At 72.7% G+C, this 25,249-nt stretch carries 20 protein-coding genes; 9 read left to right on the top strand and 11 right to left on the bottom strand.

The window, feature by feature from the left end; translation table 11 throughout:
* Positions 1-17 precede the first annotated feature (17 nt).
* A complete protein-coding gene (pdxR, locus tag Athai_RS26090; RefSeq protein WP_203963950.1) occupies positions 18-1,493 on the bottom strand; it encodes a MocR-like pyridoxine biosynthesis transcription factor PdxR in 1,476 nt (491 codons plus the stop codon).
* A 67-nt stretch (positions 1,494-1,560) separates the two neighbouring features.
* On the opposite strand from pdxR, the gene Athai_RS26085 reads away from it, so the two are divergent.
* Positions 1,561-2,847: an APC family permease gene (locus tag Athai_RS26085; RefSeq protein WP_239157172.1), complete on the top strand. Its 1,287-nt coding sequence runs from the start codon at positions 1,561-1,563 to the stop codon at positions 2,845-2,847.
* Positions 2,848-2,899: 52 nt separating this feature from the next.
* On the opposite strand, the gene Athai_RS26080 is transcribed toward Athai_RS26085, so the two are convergent.
* The 3 genes from Athai_RS26080 to Athai_RS26070 are packed head-to-tail and all read right to left on the bottom strand — an operon-like array spanning position 2,900 to position 5,669.
* Positions 2,900-3,301 (bottom strand): hypothetical protein, encoded by a 402-nt coding sequence (locus tag Athai_RS26080; RefSeq protein WP_203963948.1) that lies wholly within the window; start codon positions 3,299-3,301, stop codon positions 2,900-2,902.
* A complete protein-coding gene (locus Athai_RS26075) occupies positions 3,298-5,256 on the bottom strand; it encodes an alpha/beta hydrolase (protein WP_203963947.1) in 1,959 nt (652 codons plus the stop codon). Before Athai_RS26075 ends, Athai_RS26080 begins: the two co-directional genes overlap by 4 nt.
* Complete coding sequence (locus Athai_RS26070) at positions 5,256-5,669, bottom strand: WXG100 family type VII secretion target (protein WP_203963946.1); 414 nt, start codon at positions 5,667-5,669, stop codon at positions 5,256-5,258. The genes Athai_RS26075 and Athai_RS26070 overlap by 1 nt, the downstream gene beginning before the upstream one ends.
* A gap of 192 nt (positions 5,670-5,861) precedes the next feature.
* On the opposite strand from Athai_RS26070, the gene Athai_RS26065 reads away from it, so the two are divergent.
* From Athai_RS26065 to Athai_RS26055, 3 genes are all read left to right on the top strand, one after another.
* Complete coding sequence (locus Athai_RS26065) at positions 5,862-7,553, top strand: FAD-dependent oxidoreductase (RefSeq protein ID WP_275422563.1); 1,692 nt, start codon at positions 5,862-5,864, stop codon at positions 7,551-7,553.
* A gap of 170 nt (positions 7,554-7,723) precedes the next feature.
* On the top strand, positions 7,724-8,773 hold the full coding sequence (locus Athai_RS26060; protein ID WP_203963944.1) for an ATP-binding cassette domain-containing protein: 1,050 nt from the start codon (positions 7,724-7,726) through the stop codon (positions 8,771-8,773).
* Positions 8,770-9,606, top strand: a complete 837-nt coding sequence (locus tag Athai_RS26055) for an ABC transporter permease (protein ID WP_203963943.1) — start codon at positions 8,770-8,772, stop codon at positions 9,604-9,606. Before Athai_RS26060 ends, Athai_RS26055 begins: the two co-directional genes overlap by 4 nt.
* 55 nt (positions 9,607-9,661) lie before the next feature.
* Here Athai_RS26055 and Athai_RS26050 read toward each other — a convergent pair whose 3' ends face one another.
* Positions 9,662-12,832, bottom strand: a complete 3,171-nt coding sequence (locus tag Athai_RS26050) for an ATP-binding protein (RefSeq protein WP_203963942.1) — start codon at positions 12,830-12,832, stop codon at positions 9,662-9,664.
* Positions 12,833-13,371: 539 nt separating this feature from the next.
* Here Athai_RS26050 and Athai_RS26045 point away from each other — a divergent pair.
* From Athai_RS26045 to Athai_RS26025, 5 genes are all read left to right on the top strand, one after another.
* Positions 13,372-14,265, top strand: coding sequence for a carbohydrate ABC transporter permease (locus Athai_RS26045; protein WP_203963941.1), 894 nt, complete (start codon positions 13,372-13,374; stop codon positions 14,263-14,265).
* A gap of 173 nt (positions 14,266-14,438) precedes the next feature.
* Positions 14,439-15,713, top strand: a complete 1,275-nt coding sequence (locus tag Athai_RS26040) for an ABC transporter substrate-binding protein (RefSeq protein WP_203963940.1) — start codon at positions 14,439-14,441, stop codon at positions 15,711-15,713.
* Complete coding sequence (locus tag Athai_RS26035; protein ID WP_203963939.1) at positions 15,714-16,544, top strand: carbohydrate ABC transporter permease; 831 nt, start codon at positions 15,714-15,716, stop codon at positions 16,542-16,544. It abuts the gene before it with no gap.
* Entirely contained in the window at positions 16,541-17,236 is a 696-nt protein-coding gene (locus tag Athai_RS26030; RefSeq protein WP_203963938.1) for an HAD family hydrolase, read from the top strand. Before Athai_RS26035 ends, Athai_RS26030 begins: the two co-directional genes overlap by 4 nt.
* A 54-nt stretch (positions 17,237-17,290) precedes the next feature.
* Positions 17,291-18,568 carry an MBL fold metallo-hydrolase gene (locus tag Athai_RS26025; RefSeq protein ID WP_203963937.1) on the top strand — a complete coding sequence of 426 codons (1,278 nt, stop codon included), beginning with the start codon at positions 17,291-17,293 and terminating at the stop codon, positions 18,566-18,568.
* Positions 18,569-18,708: 140 nt separating this feature from the next.
* Here the strand turns inward: Athai_RS26025 and Athai_RS26020 are convergent, their stop codons facing one another.
* The 6 genes from Athai_RS26020 to Athai_RS25995 form a co-directional block, all read right to left on the bottom strand.
* A complete protein-coding gene (locus Athai_RS26020) occupies positions 18,709-20,187 on the bottom strand; it encodes a mannitol dehydrogenase family protein (protein ID WP_203963936.1) in 1,479 nt (492 codons plus the stop codon).
* 165 nt (positions 20,188-20,352) lie between these two features.
* Positions 20,353-21,294, bottom strand: coding sequence for an alpha/beta hydrolase (locus Athai_RS26015; RefSeq protein ID WP_203963935.1), 942 nt, complete (start codon positions 21,292-21,294; stop codon positions 20,353-20,355).
* 20 nt (positions 21,295-21,314) lie between these two features.
* Positions 21,315-22,274 carry an alpha/beta hydrolase gene (locus Athai_RS26010; RefSeq protein ID WP_203963934.1) on the bottom strand — a complete coding sequence of 320 codons (960 nt, stop codon included), beginning with the start codon at positions 22,272-22,274 and terminating at the stop codon, positions 21,315-21,317.
* Positions 22,275-22,278: 4 nt separating this feature from the next.
* The gene (locus Athai_RS26005) at positions 22,279-23,316 is read right to left on the bottom strand and encodes an ABC transporter permease (RefSeq protein WP_203963933.1); all 1,038 of its coding nucleotides are present in this window, start codon (positions 23,314-23,316) and stop codon (positions 22,279-22,281) included.
* Positions 23,313-24,128 (bottom strand): ATP-binding cassette domain-containing protein, encoded by an 816-nt coding sequence (locus Athai_RS26000; protein WP_239157171.1) that lies wholly within the window; start codon positions 24,126-24,128, stop codon positions 23,313-23,315. Before Athai_RS26000 ends, Athai_RS26005 begins: the two co-directional genes overlap by 4 nt.
* Positions 24,125-24,967, bottom strand: a complete 843-nt coding sequence (locus Athai_RS25995) for a sugar ABC transporter substrate-binding protein (RefSeq protein WP_203963932.1) — start codon at positions 24,965-24,967, stop codon at positions 24,125-24,127. Before Athai_RS25995 ends, Athai_RS26000 begins: the two co-directional genes overlap by 4 nt.
* Between the last annotated feature and the right edge of the window lie 282 nt (positions 24,968-25,249).

The raw sequence follows: 25,249 nt of genomic DNA, 5'->3' as shown, positions 1-25,249 counted from the left end.
GTTAACCGTGCCGATGGCTATGGCCGTGCGCCGGCGTCGCCGAAGGCGTCGGCGAGCAGGCGGATGCCGGCGTCGATCCGGTCGGCGGGGACGGTACCGAAGCCGAGGGCCAGGCCGTGCTGCAGGTTCTGCTTGGTGCAGAAGCGATCCAGCGGGTCGACCGCGACGCCGACCCGGCTCGCCGCGGCGAGCCGAGGGCCGAGGTCGTGATACCGGCCGGCGCCGAGGGACCGGTCGGTCAGCCGGGCGGCGACGTGCAGGCCGGCGGCGGACGGCACCACGGCCAGCCGGTCGCCGAACCGGCGGTGCAGGGCGTCGAGCAGCGCCTCGCGGCGCGCCGCGTACGTGCGCTGCGCGCGGCGGACGTGCCGGGCCAGCAGGCCCTCGTCGATGAACCGGGCCATCGCGCCCGCCACGACCGGGTCGCCGTACCAGTCGGCCACCCGGCGGGCCGCGTGCAGCGCCGGGATCAGCGAGGCCGGCGCGACCAGGAACCCGAGCCGCAGCATCGGCGCCATCGTCTTGGCGAACGACCCGACGTACACGACCCGGCCGGCGGTGTCCAGGCTCTGCAACGGATCCAGCGGGCGGGCGCCGTACCGGAACTCGCTGTCGTAGTCGTCCTCCACGATCACCGCGCCGTGCCGGCCGGCCCAGTCGAGCAGCGCGTGCCGGCGGGCCGGTGACATCGCCACCCCGAGCGGGAACTGGTGCGACGGGGTCACGTACACCAGCCGGGCGTCGTCCGGCAGCGCCGTGACGTCGATGCCCTCGCCGTCCACCGGTACGCCGACGATCCGGGCACCGGCCGCCCGCAGCGCCTGCCGGGCCGGCAGGTATCCCGGGTCCTCCACTGCGACGCGGTCACCCGGTTCGACCAGTACCCGGCCGAGCAGGTCGATCGCCTGCTGCGCGCCCTGCGTGACGACCACGTCGTCGGCGCCGGCCCGGACCGACCGGGACAGGGCCAGGTGCCGCGCGATCGCGGCGCGCAGCGCCGGCAGCCCGGCCGGCTCCGCGTACGGCGGGCGGCGCAGGGTGGTGGCCCGCAGCTCGCCGGCGACCAGCCGGCGCCAGGTGGCGAGCGGGAACAGGTCCGGGTCGGGGACACCGACCCGGAAGTCGTACCGGGCCGGGGACGCGTCCGGCGCCGGCTCGGCGGCCAGCTGCCGCCAGATCGCCCGCGGGTGGACCCCGTGCCGCGGGGCGACGGGCGCGTCGCCGGGTGCGGTCGGCACCGGCCGCACGAAGGTACCGGCACCGACCCGGCCGGTGAGGAACCCCTCGGCGATCAGCCGCTCGTACGCGGCGGTCACGGTGGTCCGAGACACCGCGAGCGTGCTGGCCAGTTCCCGGGTCGGCGGCAGCCGGGTGCCGGCGCGCAGCCGGCCGTCCACGATCGCGTCGCGCAGCTGCCGGTAGATCCGGGTGGTCCGGTCGCCGCGCCCGGCCAGGCTGATGTGCACGTCCACCACGTGCTCGATCCTAGCCATTGGTCCAGTCGAGATGGCAGATCTTGGCCCTGTCGGTGCACCAATGCAGCACCGTAGCGTGGCCGCCATGAGCCGGTTGACCTCGGTACAGGGTGCCGCCGTGACCATCGGTGCCGTCCTCGGCACCGGCGTGATCACGCTGCCCGCGCTCGCGATCCGTACCGCCGGGCCGGCGTCGCTGCTGTCCTGGCTGGCGCTGATCGTGCTGTCGGTACCGTTGGCTGCCGCGTTCGCGGCGCTCGGCGCGCGGTACCCGGACGCCGGCGGCGTCTCCACGTACGTGCGGCGCGCGTTCGGCCGGCGCGCCGCGGCGGTCGTCGGCTGGTGCTTCTACCTCGCGGTGATGACCGGCGCGCCGGCCGCCGCGATGTTCGGCGCCGGGTACGTGTCGGCCGCCCTCGGCGGTGGCCGTACCACCACGATCGTGGTGTCCGGGCTGATGATCCTGGCGGTCGCCGGGGCGAACGCGTTCGGGGTCTCGCTGTCCGGCCGGATCCAGGTCGGCCTCGCCGGCCTGCTGGTCGCGCTGCTGCTGGTCGCGACGATCGCCGCCGCGCCGCACGCCCGGCTGGCCAACCTGCACCCGTTCGCGCCGCACGGCGGCCTCGCCGTGGTGTCCGCGGCGACGCTGCTGGTGTGGGGGTTCGCCGGCTGGGAGGCGGTCACCGCGCTGGCCGCCGACTTCCGCCGCCCGGCGCGCGACCTGCCCCGGGCCACCGCCGTGGCGCTGGTGGTGATCGGCGTGCTCTACCTCGCGATCGCGGCGGCCAGCGTGCTGGTGCTCGGCTCGGCCGCCGGACAGGCACAGGCACCGCTGGCGGATCTGCTGGCCATCGCGTTCGGCGGCGGGGTACGGATCTTCGCCGCCGTCGCCGCCGTGCTGCTCACCCTCGGCGCGATGAACGCATACTTCTCCGGTGCGGCGAAGCTCGGCGCGGCGCTCGGCCGGGACGGCGCGCTGCCCGGCTGGTTCTCGCACGGCAGCCAGGCCGGCGAGGTACCGCGGCGCAGCCTCGCCGTGGTCACCGCGATGGGCGGTGTGGCGCTGCTGGTGGTCGCGGCCACCGGGGCCGGCACCGAGGTACCGACCCGGCTCACCACCGGCTCGTTCGTCCTGGTGTACGTGCTGGGTACGGCCGCGGCGGTGAAGCTGCTGCCGCGCCGCAGCTGGTCCCGGCGGGCCGCGGCGTTCGCGCTGGTGTGCGTGTCGGCGCTGTTCGTGCTGGCCGGGCCCTACCTGCTGTGGACGCTCGCGGTGGCCGCCGCGGCGCTCAGCTACGACCACCTCCGGCACCGCCGGCGCGGCACCCCGCAGCCGACCGGCGACGCCGAACTGACCCGTGCCGGTCCGTGACGCCGGCCGGCGGGCCCGGCCCCGCCGGCAGCCACCCCGACCGGACGCCGGTTCAGGTGGGCAGCGGCGGGGTCTCGCCGGTGAGCACCAGCCGGCGCTCGGCCCGGTGCCGGCTCACCGCGATGGTGTATCCGGCGCGCACCGCGACCAGCTCCAGCCGGTCGCCGGCGCCCGCGCTGCGCACCACCGACCAGCCCTCGGCCACCAGGTGCCGGCGGACCGCGGCGAGGCGATGCTCCGGGTCGCCGTCGGCCGGGTCGCCGATCTCCACCCGGATCCGGCTGACCAGCGAGCTGGCCGCGCCGTCGGACAGCGCGCCGGCGCCGGTCGGCCCGGCGTCGACCGCCACGACCGGATGCTGGTCCGGCACCCCGGCCACCGCCGCCACCAGCAGCAGCCCGCGCAGCTCGTCCCGGGCCTGGTAGGGGTTCGCGGCACGACGCGGGTGGCTCATCCGCCCGCTCCCGGCCTCGGGGACTGCACTGCGGCGGTCGGCTGGCCGGGCGCCGACGCGGCCGGGGTCGACGCCCGGTCGGCCGGCGGCCGGGTCAGGACCCCGTCGAGGCTGCCCAGCACCCCGTCGACCGGGGCCTGGCCGGGCGGATGCACCGGCGCCGGCCGGTCCAGGCCGGCAAGCAGCAGCTCCTCCTCCAGCGTGGTGTCGGTGCAGGTCACCTCGGTGAGGCGGCCGGCGACCACGCGAGCCAGGTTGTCCAGCGATTCGCTGCCGATCGCGTAGTACCGGTCGTGCCCGACGACCTCGGTGCCGCCCTGCGTCTCCAGCCGGGTCACGTCGGCGAAGTCGGCCGGATCGGCGCCGTGCACCCTGGAGTACGCGAGGGTGTCGCCGGGCGCACGCACCGCCCACCAGCGGGTGCCGGTGCGTGCCCGCAGCACCGGTCCGGGCAGGTCGTCCCTGCCGTTCGGGGTGGCCGGCCGCAGGTCGGCCGCCGACCTGATCCGCTCGCCGAGGCCGGCACTGCCGACGAACACCGCATCGTCCGGCTGGTACCCGGCGCGCAGCGCCGCGGCCACCAGGACGGTGCCGAAGCCGTGGCCGAGCAGGACGGTACGGGCGTCGGGGCGCAGGTTCGGCGCGATCCCGGCGACGAACCGGCGCAGCGCCGTCGCGCCACTGCGGGCCCGGGCCGGCACCCCGCCGGGGCCCGCCGCGCCGGCCGAGTCGTACCCCAGCCAGACCACCACGGCGGTGCCGGGGCCGGCGGTGTCGGCCAGCAACCGGGCGTCCGCGGCGAGCGAGTTGAACGTGTCCAGCCCGTTGCGCCCGCCCGGCACCAGCACCGCGACGTTGCGGGCCCGGGCCAGATCGCCGAACACCTCGGCCACCCGGCCGGCGCCGCTCGGGTCGAAGCCGAGGAAGCTCCGCTCGTACCTGTCGGTGACGCGACCCCCGGTGGCCGGATCCACGCCGCTGACCGTGCGGGCGGCGAGGAACGAGTTGAGGGTGCCGATCCGCTGGTTGATCGCATCGGTGGTACGGGCCCGGGCCACCGACCGCTCGCCGTCGTCGTCGGCCGCGGCCAGCGCGCTGCGGCTGCGTCGCAGCTCGGCCCGGCTCTCGTCGATCAGCTGCCGGCTCGCCGCGTACCGCTCCGGCAGCGGTGCGCCGGGCAGCCCGGCGACCAGGCCCGGTCGCTTCCGGCGTGCCGCCCGGCGGCGGGACGCGGACATCCCGGCGTAGAGCAGCATCACCGCCGGGGCGAGGTCGCCGACCGAGCTGTGCTGGCCGGACAGCTGGTCGAGCCGGTCCGCGTCGTCCTGCTGGTCGGCCCGGTCCGTGGGCTCGCGCGGGTCCTCGCCGGCCGACGCCAGCTCGCTGCCGCCGCCGTGCTCGCCGGCCCCGGCCGGCGGACCCGGGGCGGCCGGCGGCTCGTCGCCCGGGTCCGGGTCGGCCAGCTCGCCGGGTGCCGCGCCGAGCGCCCGGGACGCGTGCAGGTCGGCCGCCTCGGCGACGACCAGCGCGCGGGCGGCGAGCGAGGCGGCGGTGCGGCGGACCGAGTCGTACACGTTGGCCAGCGGGCCGAGCATCGTGGACGGCAGCACGGTGACCTCGGCCCGGCCGTGCACCCGGCAGCCGACCAGCCCGGCGAACGAGTCGGCCAGCGACAGCAGCTGGGTCGCCTCGTCCAGCCGTTCGGCCACGTCGGCGATCACCGTCGCCGCCTGGGTACGCGCCTCGCCGAGCCGGCGCGCGTCGTCGACCAGCGCATGCCGGTGCGCGGTCGACGCGGTGGCCGCCGGCCCGTGCCAGCTGGCCAGGTCCTTGCCGGCGGACTCGACCGCCTGCTCGACCACCGAGGCCATCCGGGCGGCGTCGGCGCGCAGCGTGTCGGCGACCGCGGCGACCCGGCCCGGCCGTACCTGCCGAAGCTGCTCGACGGTGAGCATCACGAGCTGCCGCCGCGCAGCACCTGGTCGATGATGCGCTCGGCGTCGTCGTACCGGTCGGCGGCGGCCCGCAGCTGATCGGCATGGTCGGAGTAGTCGGCGGCGAGGCCGGCGACGCAGGCGTCCCAGCTGGCGTGCAGCCGGGACAGCACGGATCCGAACGACCAGCCGTCCAGCCCGGCGTCACCGAGCAGTTCGGCGGGATCCGGCATCGGCCCCGGCGGCTCGGCCGGGTCACCCGTCGGTGCCGTGCCGGCCCCCGGCACGGGGTGTGCCGCGCCGCCCGCCGCCGCGTCACCGGCCGGGGAGAGCCCCGGGCCGACGGGGTGGCCGAGGCGGTCGCCGATCTCGGCCAGTCGGGCGGCGGCGCTGCGCAACTGATCGGTGTCGACCTCGAACCGGTCCGCGGTCATGACCGTCTCCCTCCTGCCCGCGTACCGAAGATGGACCGCCGTGCCGAGCATCCCCGTACCTGCTCGGGCAACGGTGCGGTCGACCGGCGACCGCGCACCACGCCATACCACCGGCGCGCTACCCATCAGGTGCCATACGGGGGATCATTGTCCATCGACGCAAACCCGGTGGCGGGAAGGAGCCAAATGGGTGTGACCGAGCCGATCGCCGGCTTCGACGTGGTGATCGTCGGGTCGGGATTCGGGGGCAGTGTCGCGGCCCTGCGGCTGACCGAGAAAGGTTACCGGGTGGCCGTCGTGGAGGCCGGCCGCCGGTTCGCCGACGACGAGTTCCCGGAGACGTCGTGGCGGCTGCGCCGGTTCCTGTGGGCGCCGCGGCTGCGCTGCTACGGCATTCAGCGGATCACGCTGCTACGCAACGTGCTGGTGCTGTCCGGTGCGGGTGTCGGCGGCGGCTCCCTGGTCTACGCGAACACGCTGTACCGGCCGCCGGAGCGGTTCTTCGCCGACCCGCAGTGGGCCGACATCACCGACTGGTCGGCCGAGCTCGCAGCGCACTACGACCAGGCGGAACGGATGCTCGGCGTGGTGCCGTACGTGGGGGAGACGCCGTCGGACCGGGCGATGCGCACGGTCGCCGGGCAGATGGGGGTCGGCGACACGTTCCACAACGCGCCGGTCGGTGTCTTCTTCGGTACTCCGGGTGAGTCCGCCGAGGATCCCTACTTCGGTGGTGCCGGTCCGGCCCGCAACGGCTGCCTGCAGTGCGGCGAGTGCATGACCGGCTGCCGGCACAACGCGAAGAACACGTTGGTGAAGAACTACCTCTACCTGGCCGAACGGGCCGGCGCGCGGGTCTTCCCGATGAGCACCGTCACCGCGGTACGGCCGCGGCCCGGTGGCGGCTACCGGGTCGAGACGACGCGGACCGGATCGGTCGGGTCGGCCGCCAACCGGCGGGTGTTCGCCGCCGACCAGGTCGTGTTCGCGGCCGGCGCGCTCGGGACCCAGCGGCTGCTGCACGAGCTGCGCGACACCGGCGTGCTGCCCGAGCTGTCGCCCGCGCTCGGCACCCTGACCAGGACCAACTCCGAGTCGATCGTCGGCGCCAAGTCGAACCGGCCGGACGTCGACTTCACCCGCGGGGTGGCCATCACCAGCTCGTTCCATCCCGACCCGGACACCCACATCGAGCCGGTCCGGTACGGGCACGGGTCGAACGCGATGGGCCTGCTGCAGACGCTGCTCACCGACGGTGGCGGCCGGCTGCCCCGGTCGCTGAAGTGGCTGGCCGAGGCGGCCCGGCACCCGGGCACGCTGGCCCGGGGCATCTCCACCCGGCGCTGGTCCGAGCGCACCATCATCGCGCTGGTCATGCAGTCGCTGGACAACTCGCTGACGGTGCGGCGCCGGCGCGGCCCGTTCGGCGGGCTGACCAGCAGCCAGGGGCACGGCGAACCGAACCCGGGCTGGATCCCGGCCGGCAACGAGGCGGTACGGCGGCTCGCCGAGCTGATCGACGGGGTGCCCGGCGGCAGCTGGGGCGAGATCTTCAACATCCCGCTGACCGCGCACATCCTCGGCGGTTGCCCGATCGGCGCCGACCCCGAGCGCGGCGTCGTCGACGCGTACCAGCGGGTGTACGGGCATCCCGGGCTGCACGTGCTGGACGGTGCGGCGGTGTCGGCGAACCTCGGCGTCAACCCGTCGCTGACGATCACCGCGCAGGCCGAACGCGCGGTGTCGCTGTGGCCGAACCGGGGTGCGCCCGACCCGCGCCCGCCGCTGGGTGCCGGGTACCGCCCGGTCGAGCCGGTACCGCCGTCCGATCCGGTCGTGCCACGCTCCGCCCCGGCCGCGCTGCGCCTGCGCCCCGCCCGCTGACCCGGCTTCGCCGGCCGGGTGCCGGGGCGGGGTGCCGCTACCGGGCTCGACGTGCTTCGCGCTGTTCGGGGTGTTGCGCGAACGCTGCGGCGATACCGGGCCCGATGGGTCTTTCCCGGGCGGCAACCCGGTGAAGGCGAGCTGAAACCGCCCGCGGTCACCATGGGCGCATGAGCATCACCGACACACACACCGCCCGCCGGCCGTCCGGCCGGTCGGGTACCGGGGGCGCCGACCTCGCGGTGTACGCCGAGGGGCTGGTCAAGTCCTTCGGTGCGCAACGCGCGGTCGACGGCATCGACCTGGAGATCCGTACCGGCGGCGTCTTCGGGGTACTGGGCCCCAACGGCGCCGGCAAGACCACCACACTGCGGATGCTGGCGACGCTGCTGCGCATCGACTCCGGGCATGCCGAGATCTTCGGCGTGGACGTCGCCCGGCAGCCGCACGTGATCCGCCAGCTCGTCGGCGTGACCGGGCAGTACGCCTCGGTCGACGAGAACCTGACCGCGCGGGAGAACCTGTGGCTGTTCGCCCGGCTGCACGGCATCCGGTCGGCGCGGGCCAAGAAGCTCGCGGTCGACCTGCTGGAGCGGTTCGGCCTGGGCGACGCGGCGGACAAGACCATCGCCAAGTTCTCCGGCGGGATGCGGCGGCGCCTGGATCTGGCCGCGAGCCTGATCACCACCCCGCCGCTGATCTTCCTGGACGAGCCGACCACCGGACTGGACCCGCACACCCGCGGCCAGATGTGGGACACCATCCGCGGGTTGGTCGCGGACGGCTGCACCGTGCTGCTGACCACGCAGTACCTGGACGAGGCGGATCAGCTCGCCGACCGGATCGCGGTGATCGACCACGGCCGCAAGGTCGCCGAAGGCACCCCGGAGGAGTTGAAGGCCGCGGTCGGCGACACCAGCCTGCAACTGGTACTGGTCGAGCCGGAGCAGACCGGCGCGGCCGGCGACGTGATCCGCCGGGTACTGGGGCTCGACCCGATCCTCAGCCCGGAACGGTCCCGGTTGCAGGCCCCGCTGAAGCAGGCCGACCTGGCCGCCGAGGTACTGGTGGCGCTGCGCGACGCCGGCATCCGGGTCGCCTCGGTCAGCGTCGACCAGCCCAGCCTGGACGAGGCGTTCCTGACCCTCACCGGCCACCCCGCCGAACCGCAGGAACACGAGTCGGCCGAGGACGTTGCGACGAAGGAGGGACGGCGATGAGCGCCATCGGCGTGCTCGGCGAGCAGCGGGTCCGGCCGGCGGACCGGGTGGCCGCCGCGCGGCGGCGGATCAGCCCCCGCGAGGTCGTCAGCCAGACGATGACGATGGCCTGGCGGGCGTTGAAGAAGATGCGCCGCAACCCGGAGCAGTTCTTCGACGTGACGCTGCAGCCGATCCTGTTCACCGCGATGTTCGCGTACATCTTCGGCGGCGCGATCGCCGGCGACGTGCGCAGCTACCTGCCGCTGATGATCCCCGGCATCCTCGCCCAGACCGTACTGACGACCTGCATGGCCACCGGTACCCAGCTGCGCGAGGACATGGAGAAGGGTGTCTTCGACCGGTTCAAGTCGCTGCCGATGGCGCGGATCGCGCCGCTGGCCGGCCCGATGGTGGCCGACCTGGTGCGGTACGCCATCGCCGCGACGCTGACGTTCGGCATGGGCATCGCGGTCGGGTACCGGCCGGACGGCGGGGCGCTCGGGGTGCTCGGCGCGATCCTGCTCGCGATCGTCAGCGGCTGGTCGCTGGCCTGGGCGTTCACCTGGGTCGGCACGATCGCCCGCAGCGCCCAGGCGGTGCAGGGCATCTCGATGATGATCATGTTCCCGCTGACGTTCCTGTCCAACGCGTTCGTGCCGGAGGCCTCGCTGCCCGGCTGGCTGCAGGCGTTCGTCCGGGTCAACCCGGTGTCGCACATGGTCACCGCGGCGCGCGACCTGGCCAACAAGGGCACGATCAGCGCCGAGGTGGGCTGGACCCTGCTGGCCTGCCTGGTGGTCGTGGCGATCTTCGCCCCGCTGTCGGTGCGCAGCTACCGCCGGCACCTCTGAACCGCCGCACCTCTGGCCGTCGCGCCGGCCGGGCCCGACCGGGGCCCGGCCGGCGTCACGGTTCCTTCCGGTCCGGTCCGAACACCTGGTCGAGCACCCGGCCGGCCTCGTCCCGCAGCGCCGGGCCGCGCCGGTCCCCGTACTCCTCGCGTACCGCTTCGAGGCGGCCCAGCGCGACCCGCTCGGCGCGCGGGACGATCCGTTCGGGCGCCATCACCGGGACCACGTGCAGGCCGCCGAACCGTTCGGCCAGTACCAGCATCCGGATCGCCGGCTCGGCGGGCGCCGCGTCCCGCAGCAGCGCCCAGCAGGCCAGCCCGAACAGCAGCGCGCCCGCCACCGGATAGTCCGGGAACGCGGTACCGCCGAAGATCAGCCGGCGCACGCTGCGGCCGCAGTCGGCGAACAGCGTTGCGGCGAACGACACCTCGGCCGGCTCGGCGAACTCGGCGTACGCGGTCAGCGCCGCGGCCTCCGCGGTCATCACCCACGGCTCGGCGCCGGTGGACACCGCCGCGTTCGGTACCCGGAAGTCGCGCGCCCGGTGCACCGCCAGCCGGAACTCGGCCAGGCTGCGTTCCCGCTCGCCCCGGGCCAGGGCGAGTTCGGCGGTGCAGAGGTGGACGAGCCCGAAGCTGCCGAAGATCGGTTTCCCGTCGACGACCCGGGTGATGCCGGCCAGCTCGCGTTCCGCGCTGGCCAGCTCGCCGTCGCGGATGGCGGCGGCGAACAGCACCGCCCGCATCTGCGTCTCGTCGTCCACCGAACCCATCCGCGCCAGTACCGGCAGCGCGGCGCGGGCGTGCTCGACGGCACACCGGTGGTCGCCGAGCCGCAGCCGCAGCGAGGCGAGCATCGCGTGCAGGATTGCCGCCAGCCACGGCCCCTCGTCCCCGGTGATCAGCGCCAGCGCCTCCTCGGCGGCGTCCGCCGCCGCGTCGGGTTCGCCGGCGTTCTCCAGCAGGAAGCTGGTCATCTGCGCGGCGAGGAACACCACGGTGCCGTCGCCGCTGCGGCGGAGCTGTTCGAGATGGCGCCGCGACGCGAGGCCCTCGCTCGGGTCGCAGGCCATCAGTACGGTTGTCATCGCGGTGACGCGGGGATCGGTGTCGTGGCCCTCCGGCAGCCGGGCGAGCAGGTCGCGCAGCGGCAGCGACAGCTCGTCCTCCAGGATGGTCATCACGTTCATCAGGGTGGTGACGAGCGCGCCCCGGGTGACCTCCACCAGTTCCGGCGGCGGGGTCCAGCCGGCGAGGCTGGCCCCGATCGCGTCGCCCAACGCGATGAGGCGCAGGTGGTCGCCGCGCAGCGACCACAGCGGTGCCAACCCGGCCAGCAGGTGTACCACGGTCGCCGGGTCCGGTTCGGCGAGTGCCTGGCGCAGCAGTTCGGCGAGGTTGCCCTCCTCCGCCCACAGCGCGTCCACCGCCTCGAACTGGTCGCGGCCGAACAGCGCCGACGAGTACCGCTCGGTGTAGCCGATCGCCCAGGCACGCTGGGCGGCGAGCGCCTCGTCCGCCTGCCCCGCCTCGGCCAGCCGCAGCCGGCCGAACTCGCGGACCGTCTCCAGCATCCGGTACCGCAGGCCGGTGCCGGTCTCCTGAACGCTCAGCAGCGACTGGTCGGCGAGCGCGTGCACCGCGGCCAGTGCGGACGGCCCGAGCATCCGTTCGGCCGCGTCGAGGGTGAACCCGTCACCGAACAGCGACAGCCAGTGCAGCGCGCGCCGCTGCGCGTCGTCGAGCAGGTTCCAGGACCATTCGATGACGGCCTGGAGCGTTCGGTGCCGGTCCGGTGCGGTCCGGTCGCCGTCGCGCAGCAGCGCGAACCGGTCGGCCAGCCGGCGTGCGACCTCGTCCGCCGACATCACCCGTACCTTGGCCGCGGCGAGTTCGATGGCGAGCGGCAGCCCGTCGAGCCGGGTGACGATCTCGGTGACCGTCGGTTCGGCGATCCGGGCGCCCGGCCGTACCGCCAGGGCACGCTGCCGGAACAGCGCCGCGGCATCGGCGCTGGCCAGCTCCGCGAGCGGATGGACCTGTTCGGCCGGGATCGACAGCGGGGACCGGGAGGTGGTCAGCACCCGCAGGTCGCGCGTCGTCGCCACCAGGTACGCGACGAGCTCGGCGACCGCGGCGACCAGGTGCTCGCAGTTGTCCAGGATCAGCAACGCCGGCGCGCTGTCCAGATGCCGGGCCATCCGGGCGCGCACGTCGGCGCGCTGCCGGGCGGTCAGCATCCGGTGCCCGCGGACCGAGTCGCGCACCCCGAGCATCGCGCCGACCTCGCCGACCACCGCGTCCGGTGACGAGACGCCGACCAGCTCCACGAAGTGCACCACCGGCGCGGTGGACCGCCGGCCGACCGCGTGCGCCAACCGCGTCTTGCCCAACCCGCCGGGCCCCACCACCGAGACCACCCGGTGCGAGCCGAGCAGCCCGAGTACCGCGGAGATGTCCTGGTCGCGGCCGAGCAGCGTCGAGGCGTCGTAGTACAGCCCGGTGCGTACCGGCCGATCGGCGGCGAGCAGTTCGGCGTGCACCCGGGACAGTTCGGGCCCGGGGTCGGTACCGAGCCGGTCCCGCAGCGTCGCCCGATGCCGTTCGTACCGTTGCAGCGCCGGCCCGTTGCCGCGCACCGCGGCCTCGCTGCGCAGCAGCCGGGCGAGCAGGTCCTCGTCGTCGGGGTGCTCGGCCAGCGCCGCCTCCAGCAGCGGCAGCGCGCCGTCGTGGTCGCCGCCGAGGCTGCGGGCCAGGCCCACGATCCGCCGGGCTTCGGCGCACTCCCGCGTCGCCCGCCCGGTCAGCTCGGCGAGCGGCCCGTCCGGAGGGGCCGGCGTCGCCGCGCCCAGCAGGAGCGCTTCCTCGGCCAGCCGGCGGGCGTCGTCGGCCCGGCCGGCCGCGAGCGCCTCCCCGGCCCGGCGCATTGCGGCGGCCAGCCGCAGCACGTCCACCTGCTCGTCGGGCAGCCCGAGCCGGTAGCCGCCGGGGGTGCGCAGCACCGCGTCCGGCGCGGTCACGGCGCGGGTGCGCGACACCACCACCTGCAGCGCCTTGGTCGGGTTCGCCGGCGGCTGATCGGGCCAGAGCCGGTCGACCAGCCGGCCGCCGCCGACCCCGGTACGGGGGTGCAGGGCGAGCAGCGCGAGCAGGGTCCGGGCGCGGTCTCCGGGGATCGGCGTCCCGTGCCAGCGCACGCCGTCGAGCAGGGTCAGCACCGGGGCCACGCGGTCAAGGATATGGGCCGGCGGCGAGGGGCCGCCGCTCGCGCCGGGGCTCGGCGTGGCACCGCACGCTCGTACCGGTATCAACCGCCGCACAGCGGTCAGCGCTGGGCGGCTCCGTGGCGGCGGGCGGCGTCGCGGCCGGGCGGATCGGTGCGCCGGAGGGTGTGCGGGCCTGGCGGCAGCCCGGTGGCGCCGGAGGGCGCCCAGGCCTGGCGGCAGCCCGGCGCGCCGGAGGTGCGGGCCTGGCGGCAGCTCGGCGCGTTCGGCCTGGTAGCGCGCCGATGGACAGAAATCGTCCAGGATGTGGGATCAGGGCAACGCGGGCATAACAGTTTGCTCACCGCGGGTTCTAACCCTATCCGGCATGTCAGTCGGGTTGTAAGCTCGGGCACCGTTCATAGCCGGAACTTTCCAGATTAACTCTTGGGACATGTTCGGCGCCTTAACTTCCCGAAAATTGGAAGTGCGAGGCGGGAAGAGGACGCGCGACTGCCGTGGCGACAACGCAGCTAGACCGACCCAGCCGGCGTGGGGTCGCGGTGCGGAGCCGGCGCCGGTCCCGTGACCGCTCCGGGCCGACGGCGGTGCTGTTCAGCCTGCCGGCGCTGGTGATCTTCGCGGTCTTCACCATCCTGCCGACCGGGTACACGTTCGTGATCAGCCTGTTCGACTGGAACCCGCTGAACGTGTCGCAGTCGACGTTCATCGGCGCGGACAACTATCGCCGGCTGTTCGCGCACTCCACCCCGTCGTTCGCGGCGAGCGCGCTGACCTCGCTGTACTTCACCGCCGGCATGGTGATCGGCGGCACCGCGATCTCGCTGGCGATCGCGCTGCTGCTGTCCCGCGGCGGCGCCTGGCTCTCCGGGGTGCGGGTGGCGGTGTTCGTGCCGCACGTGACGCCGCTGGTGGCCACCTCGATCGTCTGGGTGTGGATCTTCAACCCGCAGTTCGGCCTGGCCAACGCGATCCTGCGGTGGCTGCACCTGCCGGCGGTGGACTGGCTCGACTCGTCCAGCACCGCGATGCCGGCGATCCTGACCTACAGCCTGTGGCACGAGGTCGGGTTCACCGTGGTGATCTTCCTCGGCGGGCTCGCCGTGGTCAGCGGCGAGCTGGGCGAGGCGGCCCGGGTCGACGGGGCGAACCGCTGGCAGGAGTTCTGGTACGTCACCTGGCCCCAGCTGCGGCCGGTCACCCTGTTCGTCGTCACCATCTCGACGATCTCCTCGCTGCAGGCGTTCACCCAGTTCTTCGTGATGACCGAGGGCGGCCCGGCACACGCCACCACCACGCTGAGCTACCTGCTCTACCAGGAGGCGTTCGTCTTCTTCCACACCGGTTACGCGGCGGCGCTCGCCGTCGTGCTGTTCCTCGTCACCGCGCTGTTCACGTTGCTGCAGTTCCGTACCCGTCGGTCCACCCTCAGCTAGGAGGTGTCTGCACAGCCAGCCACCCGGCTGCGCCGGGCCCGTTCGCCCGCTCGCCGCGTTGTCGGCGCGGGCACATACGACACCGGTATGCACCCGCACCTCCGCCTTGCGAGCGGACAAACGGACTCCGGCTCGCCCGGGCGGAGCCATGAAGACACCCCCTAGGAGTACCAGTGCATAAGACTCGTGTCGCCGCCGCGCTCGCGGTGTGCGCGCTCGGCGCGGGCGGGCTCGCCGCCTGCGGATCGGGTTCGTCGTCCGGCAAGACCACGATCACCTTCATGGAGGCGATGAGCTCCGGCACGCTCAAGACCTCGATGCAGACGCTGACCAAGCGGTTCGAGAAGGCGCACCCCGACATCGACGTCCAGCTGCAGGTCGAGCCGGACTACGGCACGCTGCACAACAAGGAGACCGCGGCGCTGTCCGCCGGCAAGCCACCGACGATCGGACAGGTCTACTCGGACTGGGCGGCCACCTTCGCCAAGAGCAACGTGGTGGTGCCGCTGACCGACTACGCCAAGCCGGCCGACGTCGATTCGCTGTATCCGAGCGTGCGCCACGACCTCTACCTGCCGGCCGACCACAAGCTATACATGTGGCCGTTCAACAAGAGCGTGGTCATCCAGTACTACAACAAGAAGCTGTTGTCCGCCAAGGGCAGGAGCGCGCCGAAGACCTGGGACGAGTTCGCCGCGACGGCGAAGGCGGTGTCCGGCAACGGTACCGTCGGCATCGCGATCGACCCGGGCGGCTCGGCCGGGCCCGCCGGCGGGGAGGCGTGGTTCGAGATCCTGTCCCAGGCGTACGGCACGCCGGTGTTCGCCGCCGACGGCAAGCCGCAGTTCACCAGCCCGGCCGCGGTCAAGGCGATGAACTACCTGGTGGGGTTGAAGAAGGCCGGTGCGCTGACGCTCGGCAAGAACTACCCGGGCCAGGTCGCGCTCGGCGCCGGCAAGGGCGGCTTCGACGTCTCCAGCGTCGCGAGCTACTACTACAACGCCAAGGCGGTCGGCGGGAAGTTCCCGATGGGCACCGCGCCGCTGCCGACCGGCCCCGGTGGCACCCGGGCGAACCAGATGGCCGGCACCAACATCGTGCTGTTCGCCAAGGCGTCCGACGCGGAGCGCACGGCGGCCTGGACCTTCCTGAAGTTCCTCACCTCGGCCGACTCCCAGGCGTACTGGGCGGAGAACTCGGGCTACCTGCCGGTGACGCCGTCCGCGCTGCCGAAGATGACCGACTTCATCACGAAGAACCCGTACCAGAAGTTCGCCGCGCAGGCACTGACGACCGCCAAGGCCGACCCGCCGTACCCGTGGATCACGCAGGCGCAGGGCATGCTCGCGGTGGCGATGCAGTCCGCGATCACCGGCAAGCAGTCAGCGTCCGCGGCGCTGGGTTCGGCCCAGCAACAGGCCGTCGACGCGATGAAGTCGGGGCAGTAGATGGCAACCCGGCGACGAGTGGCCGGCCCGGTACTGCGCCGTGTCGTGGCGGTCGTCGTCGGGCTGGCGTTCCTGGGGCCGTTCTGGTGGGTGCTGGTCACGTCGCTGGCCCGCACCGGCGACGTGTACAAGTTCCCGCCGTCGCTGCTGCCGCACTGGCACTGGGCGAACTACGCCCGGGCCTGGGCGGCGGCACCGTGGGTTCGGCTGTTCGGCAACACCGTCCTGATCGCGCTGTGCACGGTGGTGCTCGCCGTGGTCACCTCGGTACTGGCCGGCTACGCGTTCGGCGTGCTGCGCTTCCGCGGCCGTACCGCGCTGTTCACCGTGGTGCTCGCGGTGATGATGGTGCCGCAGACGGTGCTGCTGATCCCGGACTACGTGATCGCGCAGACCATCGACTGGCTGGACAGCTACTGGATCCAGATCATCCCGTTCGGTGGCAGCGTGTTCGGCATCTTCCTGGTCCGGCAGTTCTTCGCCGGGCTGCCGGCCGAACTGTTCGACGCCGCCGAGCTGGACGGCGCCGGCAGGCTGCGCACCCTGTGGTCGATCGGGGTGCCACTGGTCCGCCCGGCGGTCATCATCGTCGCGCTCAACGTGTTCATGGGTTCGTGGAACGCGTTCGTGTGGCCGTTCATCATGACCTCCTCCACCTCGGTGCAGCCGGTGGAGGTCGGCCTGGCCACGTTCTACGGCGCCGAGGGCACCGACTGGACCGGCCTGTCCGCCGCGGTCACCTTCACCACCATCCCGGTGCTCGCCATCTTCCTCGCGCTGCAACGACACTTCGTCACCGGCGCGTACTCGGCGGCCGGGGGTCTGAAGTGATCGAAGGCATCCTGCTGGTCGACCTGGACGGCACGCTCTACACCGGCGACGAGCCGATCCGGTGCTACGCCGCCGAACTGGCCGCGCTGACCGGCGATGCGGGCCTGGTTCCGGGCGTCGAGGCGTACCTGGCGGGCACCTCGCCGATCGTCGCCGCCGACGGCTGGGAGGCGGTACGGGCGATCGCCGGTACCGTCCCGCGCCGGCTCGCCGACGCCGCGTTCCTCCGCTCCCGGTACGGGATGGCCGACGGCACCGTGCCGGTCACGGTCTCGGAACCGTTGGTGCGGCTGGTGACCGAGCTGCGGGACCGGTACCTTCCGGTCCTCGCGACGAACAGCCCCCGAGACGGCCTGGTCGCACTGCTCGACCGGCTCGGGGTGGCGAACCTGTTCGCCGAGGTCGTGTTCAGCGCGCACAAGCCGGACGGGCTGGTACCGCTGGCGACCCGGCTGCTGCGCTCGATCGGCGCGGCCGGCCAGCCGTGGCGGCTGCTCAGCCTCGGCGACCACTGGCGCAACGACATCGCACCCGCGTTGCGGCTCGGCGCGATCGGTGGGTATGTTGACCGGTTCGGCCGGCAGGCCGGGCCGGCGCAGCTGTCCGGGCGGGTCGTGGACGACCTGCTGCCCGGTGTCCGCAGCTGGGCGGCGGATCCGGCCGGTTTCGCCGCGAGCCACCAGGTCGGCTGACGGCCCCTCCGGGCGGTGGCTCGGCCGGTACCCAACCAGTTTCGGGAGATGTGTGTGTCCACTGTGGAGTTCTTTGGCGGGCTCGGGGTCATCGGATCGAGCAAGATCCTGGTCAGCCACGGCGGACACCGGGTGCTGCTGGACATCGGCCTGGACATCCCGGCCGGCGGCGACCTGTTCCGCGCGCCGGTGACGCCGCGGCCGGGCCGCGACCTCGCGGACCGGCTGCGGGTCGGCGCCGCGCCGCGCATCCCCGGGCTGTTCGACCCGGCCCTGCTGCCGGGCGCCGACGAGGATCGCGAGCTGGCCGCGCTGGCCCAGCCGGCGGGCGAGACCGCGGTGTTCGTCAGCCACCCGCACCTGGACCACGTCGGCCTGGCCGGCTTCGTCCGCCCGGACCTCGGGGTGCACGCGCATCACGACGCGGTCCGGTTGCTGGCGGCGCTGGCCGACACCGGTGCCGGGCTGCCCGGCCGGGAGCCGGCCTGGCGGCCCCTCCACGACGGCGAGATCGTCCACTGTGGAGAAATCAGCGTCGAGTGCGTCCCGGTCGATCACGACGTGCCCGGGGCCAGCGGTTACCTGGTCCGTACCCCGGACGGGGTGCTCGCCTACACCGGTGACATCCGGTTCCACGGCCGGCATCCGGACCGCTCGGAGTCCTTCGTGGACCGGGCGGCCGGCTGCGATCTGCTCGTCACCGAGGGCACCACGCTGGGCTGGCCGGCCGCCGACGGCCGGCCCCGGGACGAGGACGACGTCGCCGCCTCGTACCGCACCCTGTTGCGCGAGACGAGCGGCCTGATCCTGCTCGCGCTGTACCCGCGGGACGTCGAGCGGGCGGCCGAGTTCGTCGCGTGCACCGAGACGGCCGGCCGGCGCCTGCTGTGGCCCGCCCAGGTGGCCGCGTTCCTGAACCGGCTGGGCGTCGCCGCCGAGTCCGCGGACTCGGTACCGCCGGCGCAGTTGCACGCCGCGCCCGGTGACTTCGTCGTCGCGCCCGAGCCGTACGAGTTCCCGGCGCTGCTGGACCTACCGCTGTCGGTGGACTCCGCGTACGTGCACGCCAACGGTGAGCCGCTCGGCGCGTTCGACCCGCGGTGGTCGCTGCTGACCGGCTGGCTCGCGACGCTGTCCGTACCGCTGCACACGATCGGCTGTTCCGGCCACGCCTCGCAGGACGACCTGCACCGGATGGTGCAACGCATCCACCCGGCCACGGTCGCGCCGATCCACACCACCGAGCCGACCCGGCTGCACCCGCCGATCGGCACCCGCCGCCTCGTCCCCGAGTACGGCACCCGCTACACCCTGACCGGCGACCCACTCTGACCGTGCGTTCGGACGGGCCGGGCCGGGTCGCGAGCTCCTCGTCGAGCACGGCGGCCCGGCCGCAGGCTCGCAGGACAGGAGACCGAGCCGCCCGGGTGGCCGACGCCGGCGCGGGGCGGATACCCGGGCCGGCCCGGCGATCAGCCTGTTCGGTCCCCGGACAGGGCCCGCATCGCGAAGCGCGGACCGTGGCGTGCCAGCTGTTCGCGGGCTGCCAGGTAGCTGGTGACCAGCCTGTGATTGGTACCCAGGTCACCGAAGACGGGAGCGAACTCCAGCAGCGCACCCGGGTGCGTCCGTTCCTGCGCGACGAGCGCCAGCAGCTCGTCCGCTCTCCGGTCGGTGATGGTCACCGCGTTCGCCGGCAGGCCACCTTCGAGGCACCTGCTCCACGCGGCGAGCACCAGCACGCAGCAGTCGATCGGCCCGCCGTCGGCGAGCTGCCGGCGAAGTACCGGGATCAGGAACTTCGGCAGCCGGTCCGACGCGTCGACGGCACGGCGCGCGAGGGTGTCCCGCACCGCCACCCCCGCGAACCGTTCGATCAACTGGTCGCAGTACGCCGGCAGGTCGACGCCAGGCACCGGGCGCAACGTCGGGACGGCTTCGGTTTCCATGTAGCGGCGCAGGAACGCGACGTAGGTCGGGTCAGCGCACACGTCGTGCACCCACGTTCGACCGTCGAGGAGGCCGAGATGGCTCATCGCCTGGTGCGAGGCGTTCAGCAGCCGTAGCTTCATCAGCTCGTACGGCTCGACGTCGGGGACCAGCTGGACACCCACCGATGCCAGATCCGGCCGGCCCGCCGGGAAGTCGTCCTCGACGACCCACTGGATGAAACTCTCCGACCGCAGCGCCCAACGATCCTCGACCCCGTACTCGTCCCGCAACGCACGGCGGGCCTCGGCCGTGGGCACCGGGGTGATGCGATCCACCATGCAGGACGGGAAGCTCACCGTGGCGTCGATCCAGTCGGCGAGCTGCGGGTCTCGTGCCCGCGCGAACGAGACGACCGCCTTCTTGGCGGTGTGCCCGTTGCCCTGCATGTTGTCGCAGGACAGAACCGTGAAGGGTGGGGTGCCTTCGGCCCGGCGGCGCCGGAGTGCTTCGGTGAGGTAGCCGAAGGCGCTGTGCGGGATGGTGGCACCGGCCAGGTCCAGGAGGGTGAGTTCGTCGTGCGGATCGAACTCTCCGGTGGCGTCGTCGATGCCGTAGCCACCTTCGGTGATGGTCAGTGAAACGATCCGGGTCGATGCGGCAGCCAGGACGTCCAGAACCGCGGCCGGATCGTCGGGTCCGAACAGGTAGCGGATCAGCGTGCCGATCACCTGTGCCTGCCGGGTGCCGTCGGGCGCGCTGGTGGTCAGGACATAGAGACCATCCTGCGCGTGGGCCGCGTCGCGGGCCGCGGCGTCCGGTGGCAGCAGACCCACCCCGCAGACACCCCAGTCGGTTTCGCCGCTGGCGGCGATCGCGTCGAGGTAGACCTGCTGGTGGGATCGGTGGAAGCCCCCGACGCCGAAGTGGACGATGCCGACCTGCAACGCAGAACGGTCGTAGGCGACGGTCGCCACGCGCGGGTCCAGCCGGTCGGTCGTCGCGGAGGTCAGCTCGGTCATGGCGGTGACACGCCTTTCGTATCGTCGAGCAGCGGGTTGGGTGGGCGGCACCGCCCGATGGGATCGCACGCGGTCGTATCGTCGGGGCTGGCGGCGGCGTTCGACACGGTCGGCGGCGCCGAGTGGCAACGCGGTACCAGGACGGTTCGGGTGCGCCGAGCCTCCTCAGGGTTCCTGGACCGCTCGGTTGCGCAGTTCCGCGAAAGCCGACACCGCCGAGCGCAGCGCACGTGCCGCGGCCGGCACCCGGTCGGTCATGTCGGCCCAGCCGTGCGGCAGGGTGGCGGCCGGTAGGTAGACGGTCGGCACACCGGCCTCGACCAGGCGTACCGCATAGGCCCGGCCTTCGTCGTGCAACGGGTCGAAGTGTGCCGTCGCTACGACCGCCGCGGGAGCGGAGGACAGCTCGCCGTGCAAGGCGGGCGCCGCGGTGGGGTGCTGGGACTGTTCCGGTGTCGTGTAAGAGCGCCAGTAGTAGTCCATGGCGGCGCTGGTGAGCTGGTACCCCTCGGCGAACGTGCGGTAGGACGCGGTGTCCTGCCGGGGATCGAGCGCCGGGTAGAGCAGCAGCTGGCCATCGATGAGATCCGGGAACTCGTTGGCCATGGCCGCGGCGAGGTTCCCCCCTGCGCTGTCGCCCGCCACACCCAGCCATCGTGGCTGACGGCCGGCCGCCCAGCGGATGACCGTGGCACAGTCCGTGGTCGCTGCCGGGAACGGGTGTTCCGGAGCGAGCCGGTAGCCGACGGACACGACCGTCGCACCCACGATGCTGCAGAGGTTGCGTGCGGTCACGTCGGCGGTGTCGAGCCCGCCGACGACCCAGCCGCCGCCATGCATGTAGACGACGGTGTCCGGGGTGCTCCTACTCGGCGGCGTGTAGAGCCGTACCGGCACCGAGGTGTCCGGCCCGTCGATGGTGCGGTCCTCGCTGCGGATGCCCGCGGCGGGCGAGGACGGCTCCCGCAACCAGGCGGTCGTCGCGGCGAAGTCGCCGCGCACCTGTTCGGGCGCCGAGTCGGGATCGATGTTCATGGTCTGCGCCATGTGTTCGATGACCAGTGCGGCGGCCGGATCGAGGTTCGGCTGACGCGCGGATGTCTCCATCGGACGGCTCCTGGACACGGTCACGGGGCGAGGGCTCGCTGCAGAGCGCGTACCTGGATGTCCAGGCACTCCAGTCCCAGCCGGGTGGCATCGAACGAGTCGAAGGAATGGAATCCCCGGCCGAAGTGGTGCAGGTCGACGGGTACGCCGGCGCCTGCCAGCCGAGCCGCGAACGCGAGCCCCTCGTCCCGCAGCGGGTCGTACTGGGCGGTGACCATCAGCGTCGGCGGGAAGCCGTGCACGTCGGTGGCCTCGGCCGGGGACGCGAGCGGCGGCAGTGGCGCCGCGCGCTGGCCGGGTTCGCCGAGGTAGAGGTTCCACAGCCGGTGGACGGTGTCGGCGATGAGCACCGGGGTGTCGGTGAATTCGTTGACCGACGGCGTCGCGAGCCGCGCATCGAGCACCGGGAACAGCAGCATCAGGAAGACGGGCCGGATGTCCCGATGCTCGGCTGTCCACAGGGCCAGTGCCGCGCCGAGGCAGCCGCCAGCGCTCAGGCCACCGAGCGCGATTCTGGCCGGATCGCAGCCGAGAGTGCGCGCATGCTCGACGATCCAGCCGAGCGCGTCCTGGCAGTCCTCGACCGCGGCCGGAAAGGGATGCTCGGGGGCGAGGCGGTAGTCCACCGCGACGACGGCGACCTGGGCCTCCCGCGCGTAGTGGATGCAGCGGTTGTCCTCGCTGTGCAGCCCGCCGGTGACGAAGCTGCCGCCGTGGATGAACAGGAGCACCGGCAGCGTGGCGCCGCGCCATCGGGCGGGCCGGTACAGCCGCATCGCGAGCGCCGTACCGTCCCGGCGCTCTCCGACCAGCTCCAGGACTTCGACGTCGTCCGGCTGCCGGGTCGTCTGTGTCGCCAGCGTCTGCTCCAGCTCGCGGGCGGCAGTGAGGTCGTCCAGCGTGATCCGCGGGGAGAGGACCTGCATCGCCGCGAGCTCGGGATCCACGTGGCGTGCCTGCACCGTCCAGTTCGTGGTCATCGCGTCAGCCCCGCCGGTACAAACGCTTGCGGCGCAGGTGATCGATCCCGACCGCGCCGATGAGGATGGCACCGACGATGATGTTGTTGTAGGCCGGCGGCACCTGCGCGACGATCAGCGCGTTGTCCACGGTCGACAGCAGGAGGGCACCGAACGCCACACCGGTGATCGTGCCGAGGCCGCCGAACAGGCTCACTCCGCCGATGAGGACGGCGGTGACGACGTTGAGGGTCGTGGTTGCGCCACCGGCCTGCACCTGGCCGGCGCCGACGCGTGCGGTGTAGATGATTCCGGCCAGGCTCCCGGTCGCCCCGGCGATCGCGTAGAGGGCGAGGTTGAGCCGCACCACCCGAAGCCCGTTCTGGACCGCTGCTTGCCGGTTGCCGCCGAGGGCACGAACGTTCACCCCGAACCGGGTGCGTTCCAGCACGAACCAGCAGACGACGCCGACGACGACGGCATAGAGCACGACGTTGGGAACGCCCAGGACGTTGCCCTGTCCCAACTTCGTGAACGAGTCCGGCAGCGGCAACACGTCGTCTCCCTGCGAGACCTCCGCGTTCACGCCCAGCAGTACGAAGAACGTGCCCAGGGTCGCGATGATCGGCGGGACGTGCCAGTAGGTGATGATGAGGTGGTTGACGATCCCGACCAGGGCACCGACCGCAACCCCGAACAGCACCGCCAACGGCCACGGGACATCCCGCACCAGCAGGAGGCTGGTGCTCAGGGCCCCGAGCGTGAAAACGCCGCCGACCGAGAAGTCAAGCCCGCCACCGATGCTGAGCATGGCCGCACCGCAGGCCATCACGAAGTAGATGACGGAACTGCGAAACAGTTCGAGCACGTTGTGGCCGCTGAGGAACTCGGGGTTACGCGTGAAGGCCGCAGCGCCGATGGCGATGATGACGAGCACGAGCGTGAGTTCCTGCCGCAGCAGCGCTCTGGACAGCACGCTGCGGTGAGCCGCGGCGGGTTCCGCACCCCGGGATGCGGTGGCAGGCTCCTGGTCTGCGGCCGAGGACGGCTGGGTGGCGGTCATGCCGGATCCTTCTGGGTTCGGACGGGCCGCGGATCACCGGGGAACGCTCCGGTGATGAGCCCGATGATTTCGTCGCGAGTGGTGTCCGCCGTCCGGCGGGTGCCGACGCTCACTCCCAGCCTGAGGACGGTGACCCGGTCGGCGTGGGCGAAGACGAACTCGAGATCGTGGCTGATGCAGACCACCGCCTTGCCGGCGGCGCGCAGCTCCTCCATGATCGTCCCGACGCGGGCCGACTCCTGGACGCCGAGGGCCGCGGTCGGCTCGTCGAGCAGGATCAGCGGTTTGTCCATCCGGACGGCGCGAGCAATCGCGATGATCTGCCGCTGGCCGCCGGAGAGCAGGCCGACGGGTGTGTGGACGTCGCCGACCCGCACCTTGAGGTCACTGAGCACCTTGGCCGCATCCCGCGCCATCCGTTGCCGGTCCAGCACGATGCCCCAGCGGCGGGGCAGGCTCCCGAGCGAGAGGTTCTGGGCGATGTCCAGGCATTCGACCAGGGCGAGATCCTGGTAGACCACCGCAACACCGAGATCCTGCACGGTCGTGGCGTTGTGGCGCAGCTCGACCGGCCGTCCGTTGAGGTGGATTTCGCCGGTGTCGGCCTGATGGATACCGGTGACGATCTTGAGCATCGTCGACTTGCCGGCACCGTTGTCGCCGACGATCGCATGGATCTCCCCGGGCCAGGCCGAGAAGTCGACGTGTTCGAGCGCCTGCACGGATCCGAAGCTCTTGGTGATCCCCCGCAACTGGAGGGCGGGACTGCTGCCGGTGTCCGAAGGTGGTTCGTCGGTCATCGGATCGGTCACCCCCAACCCTGCCCGAGCAGGGTGCTGAGGTTCTTCTTGGTACCGATGGTCTCCTTGGCGTCGATGTGCGCCGGCACCGTCTTGCCCTCGGCCTTGTCCGCGACCGCGTCGATGATGGTCTTGCCCTCGTCGCACAGGCCCTGCAGCCATGCCCCGTACGCGATGCCGTGCGCCACCGCCTCCTTGCCGCCGTTGTCGGCGCCGGACGCGACGAACACGACCTTGCCCACCAGGTTCCGTGACTTGATCGCGGCGACGACACCGGGCGTGACGGAACCCATGTGGCTGGCGATCACGTTGATGTCCGGGTGCGCGGTCAGCAGCGCGTTGGCCTGGTCGAGAGCCTTCGCGGCGTCGTCGTTGGTGTAGACGGTCCCGACGACCTTGACGTTGCTCGTGGCCTTCGCCGCGGCCACGACACCGGCCGTCCACTGCTTGGCCTGGCCGGTGTCACTCTGCGCCATCAGGCCGAGATTCTGCTGCCCGGGGCGCTTGGCGATGGCATCGACGAACATCTTGCCCAGCTTGGTGTAGTTGGGGCCGACGACGACGTCACCCCCATCGCCGTACAGCGTGCCGGTGACGATGCCTGCCTTCCGCGCGTTCTGCAGCACCGGCGTGAAGGCATCGCTGGCCGGGAAGGTGATGATGGCGCCCTTCTTGTCGGCGGTCGCCTGCTGGATCTGCTGGATCATCTTGGTGGCGTCGAGAGTGCCCCCGGTCGGGCCGCTCTCGGTGAAGTCGATCCCGCGGGACTTGGCCTCGCTCGCCATGCAGTCGCCGATGGTGCGCCACGCCGGGTACTGCGGCAACGGGTTGACGAACTCGGCCGATGCCAAGGGCTTACCGGTGGTGTGGGCTTTCGTCGAACTGGTCGTCGATGCGCTGCCTTCGTTGGGGTTCGCAGCACACGCCGACAGGACCGCCAGTATCGAGGTGCACGCGGCGACAACGAGTAACCGGCCTGAGGTGCTCCGGGTTCGTCCGGACATGCGAGGTCCTCTCAGCCGCACGAACGGCTACGGGTGGTGTTCGGGAAGGTGGAACGAGTCTCGCAACCGTCGGCGCGTAACGACATCGGAACCTGGCTGAAATAGCCGTCCGTAATTCCGCCAGATGGC

This window comes from Actinocatenispora thailandica (assembly GCF_016865425.1).
Lineage (GTDB): Bacteria > Actinomycetota > Actinomycetes > Mycobacteriales > Micromonosporaceae > Actinocatenispora > Actinocatenispora thailandica.
This window is presented reverse-complemented; position numbering and strand designations above follow the sequence as displayed.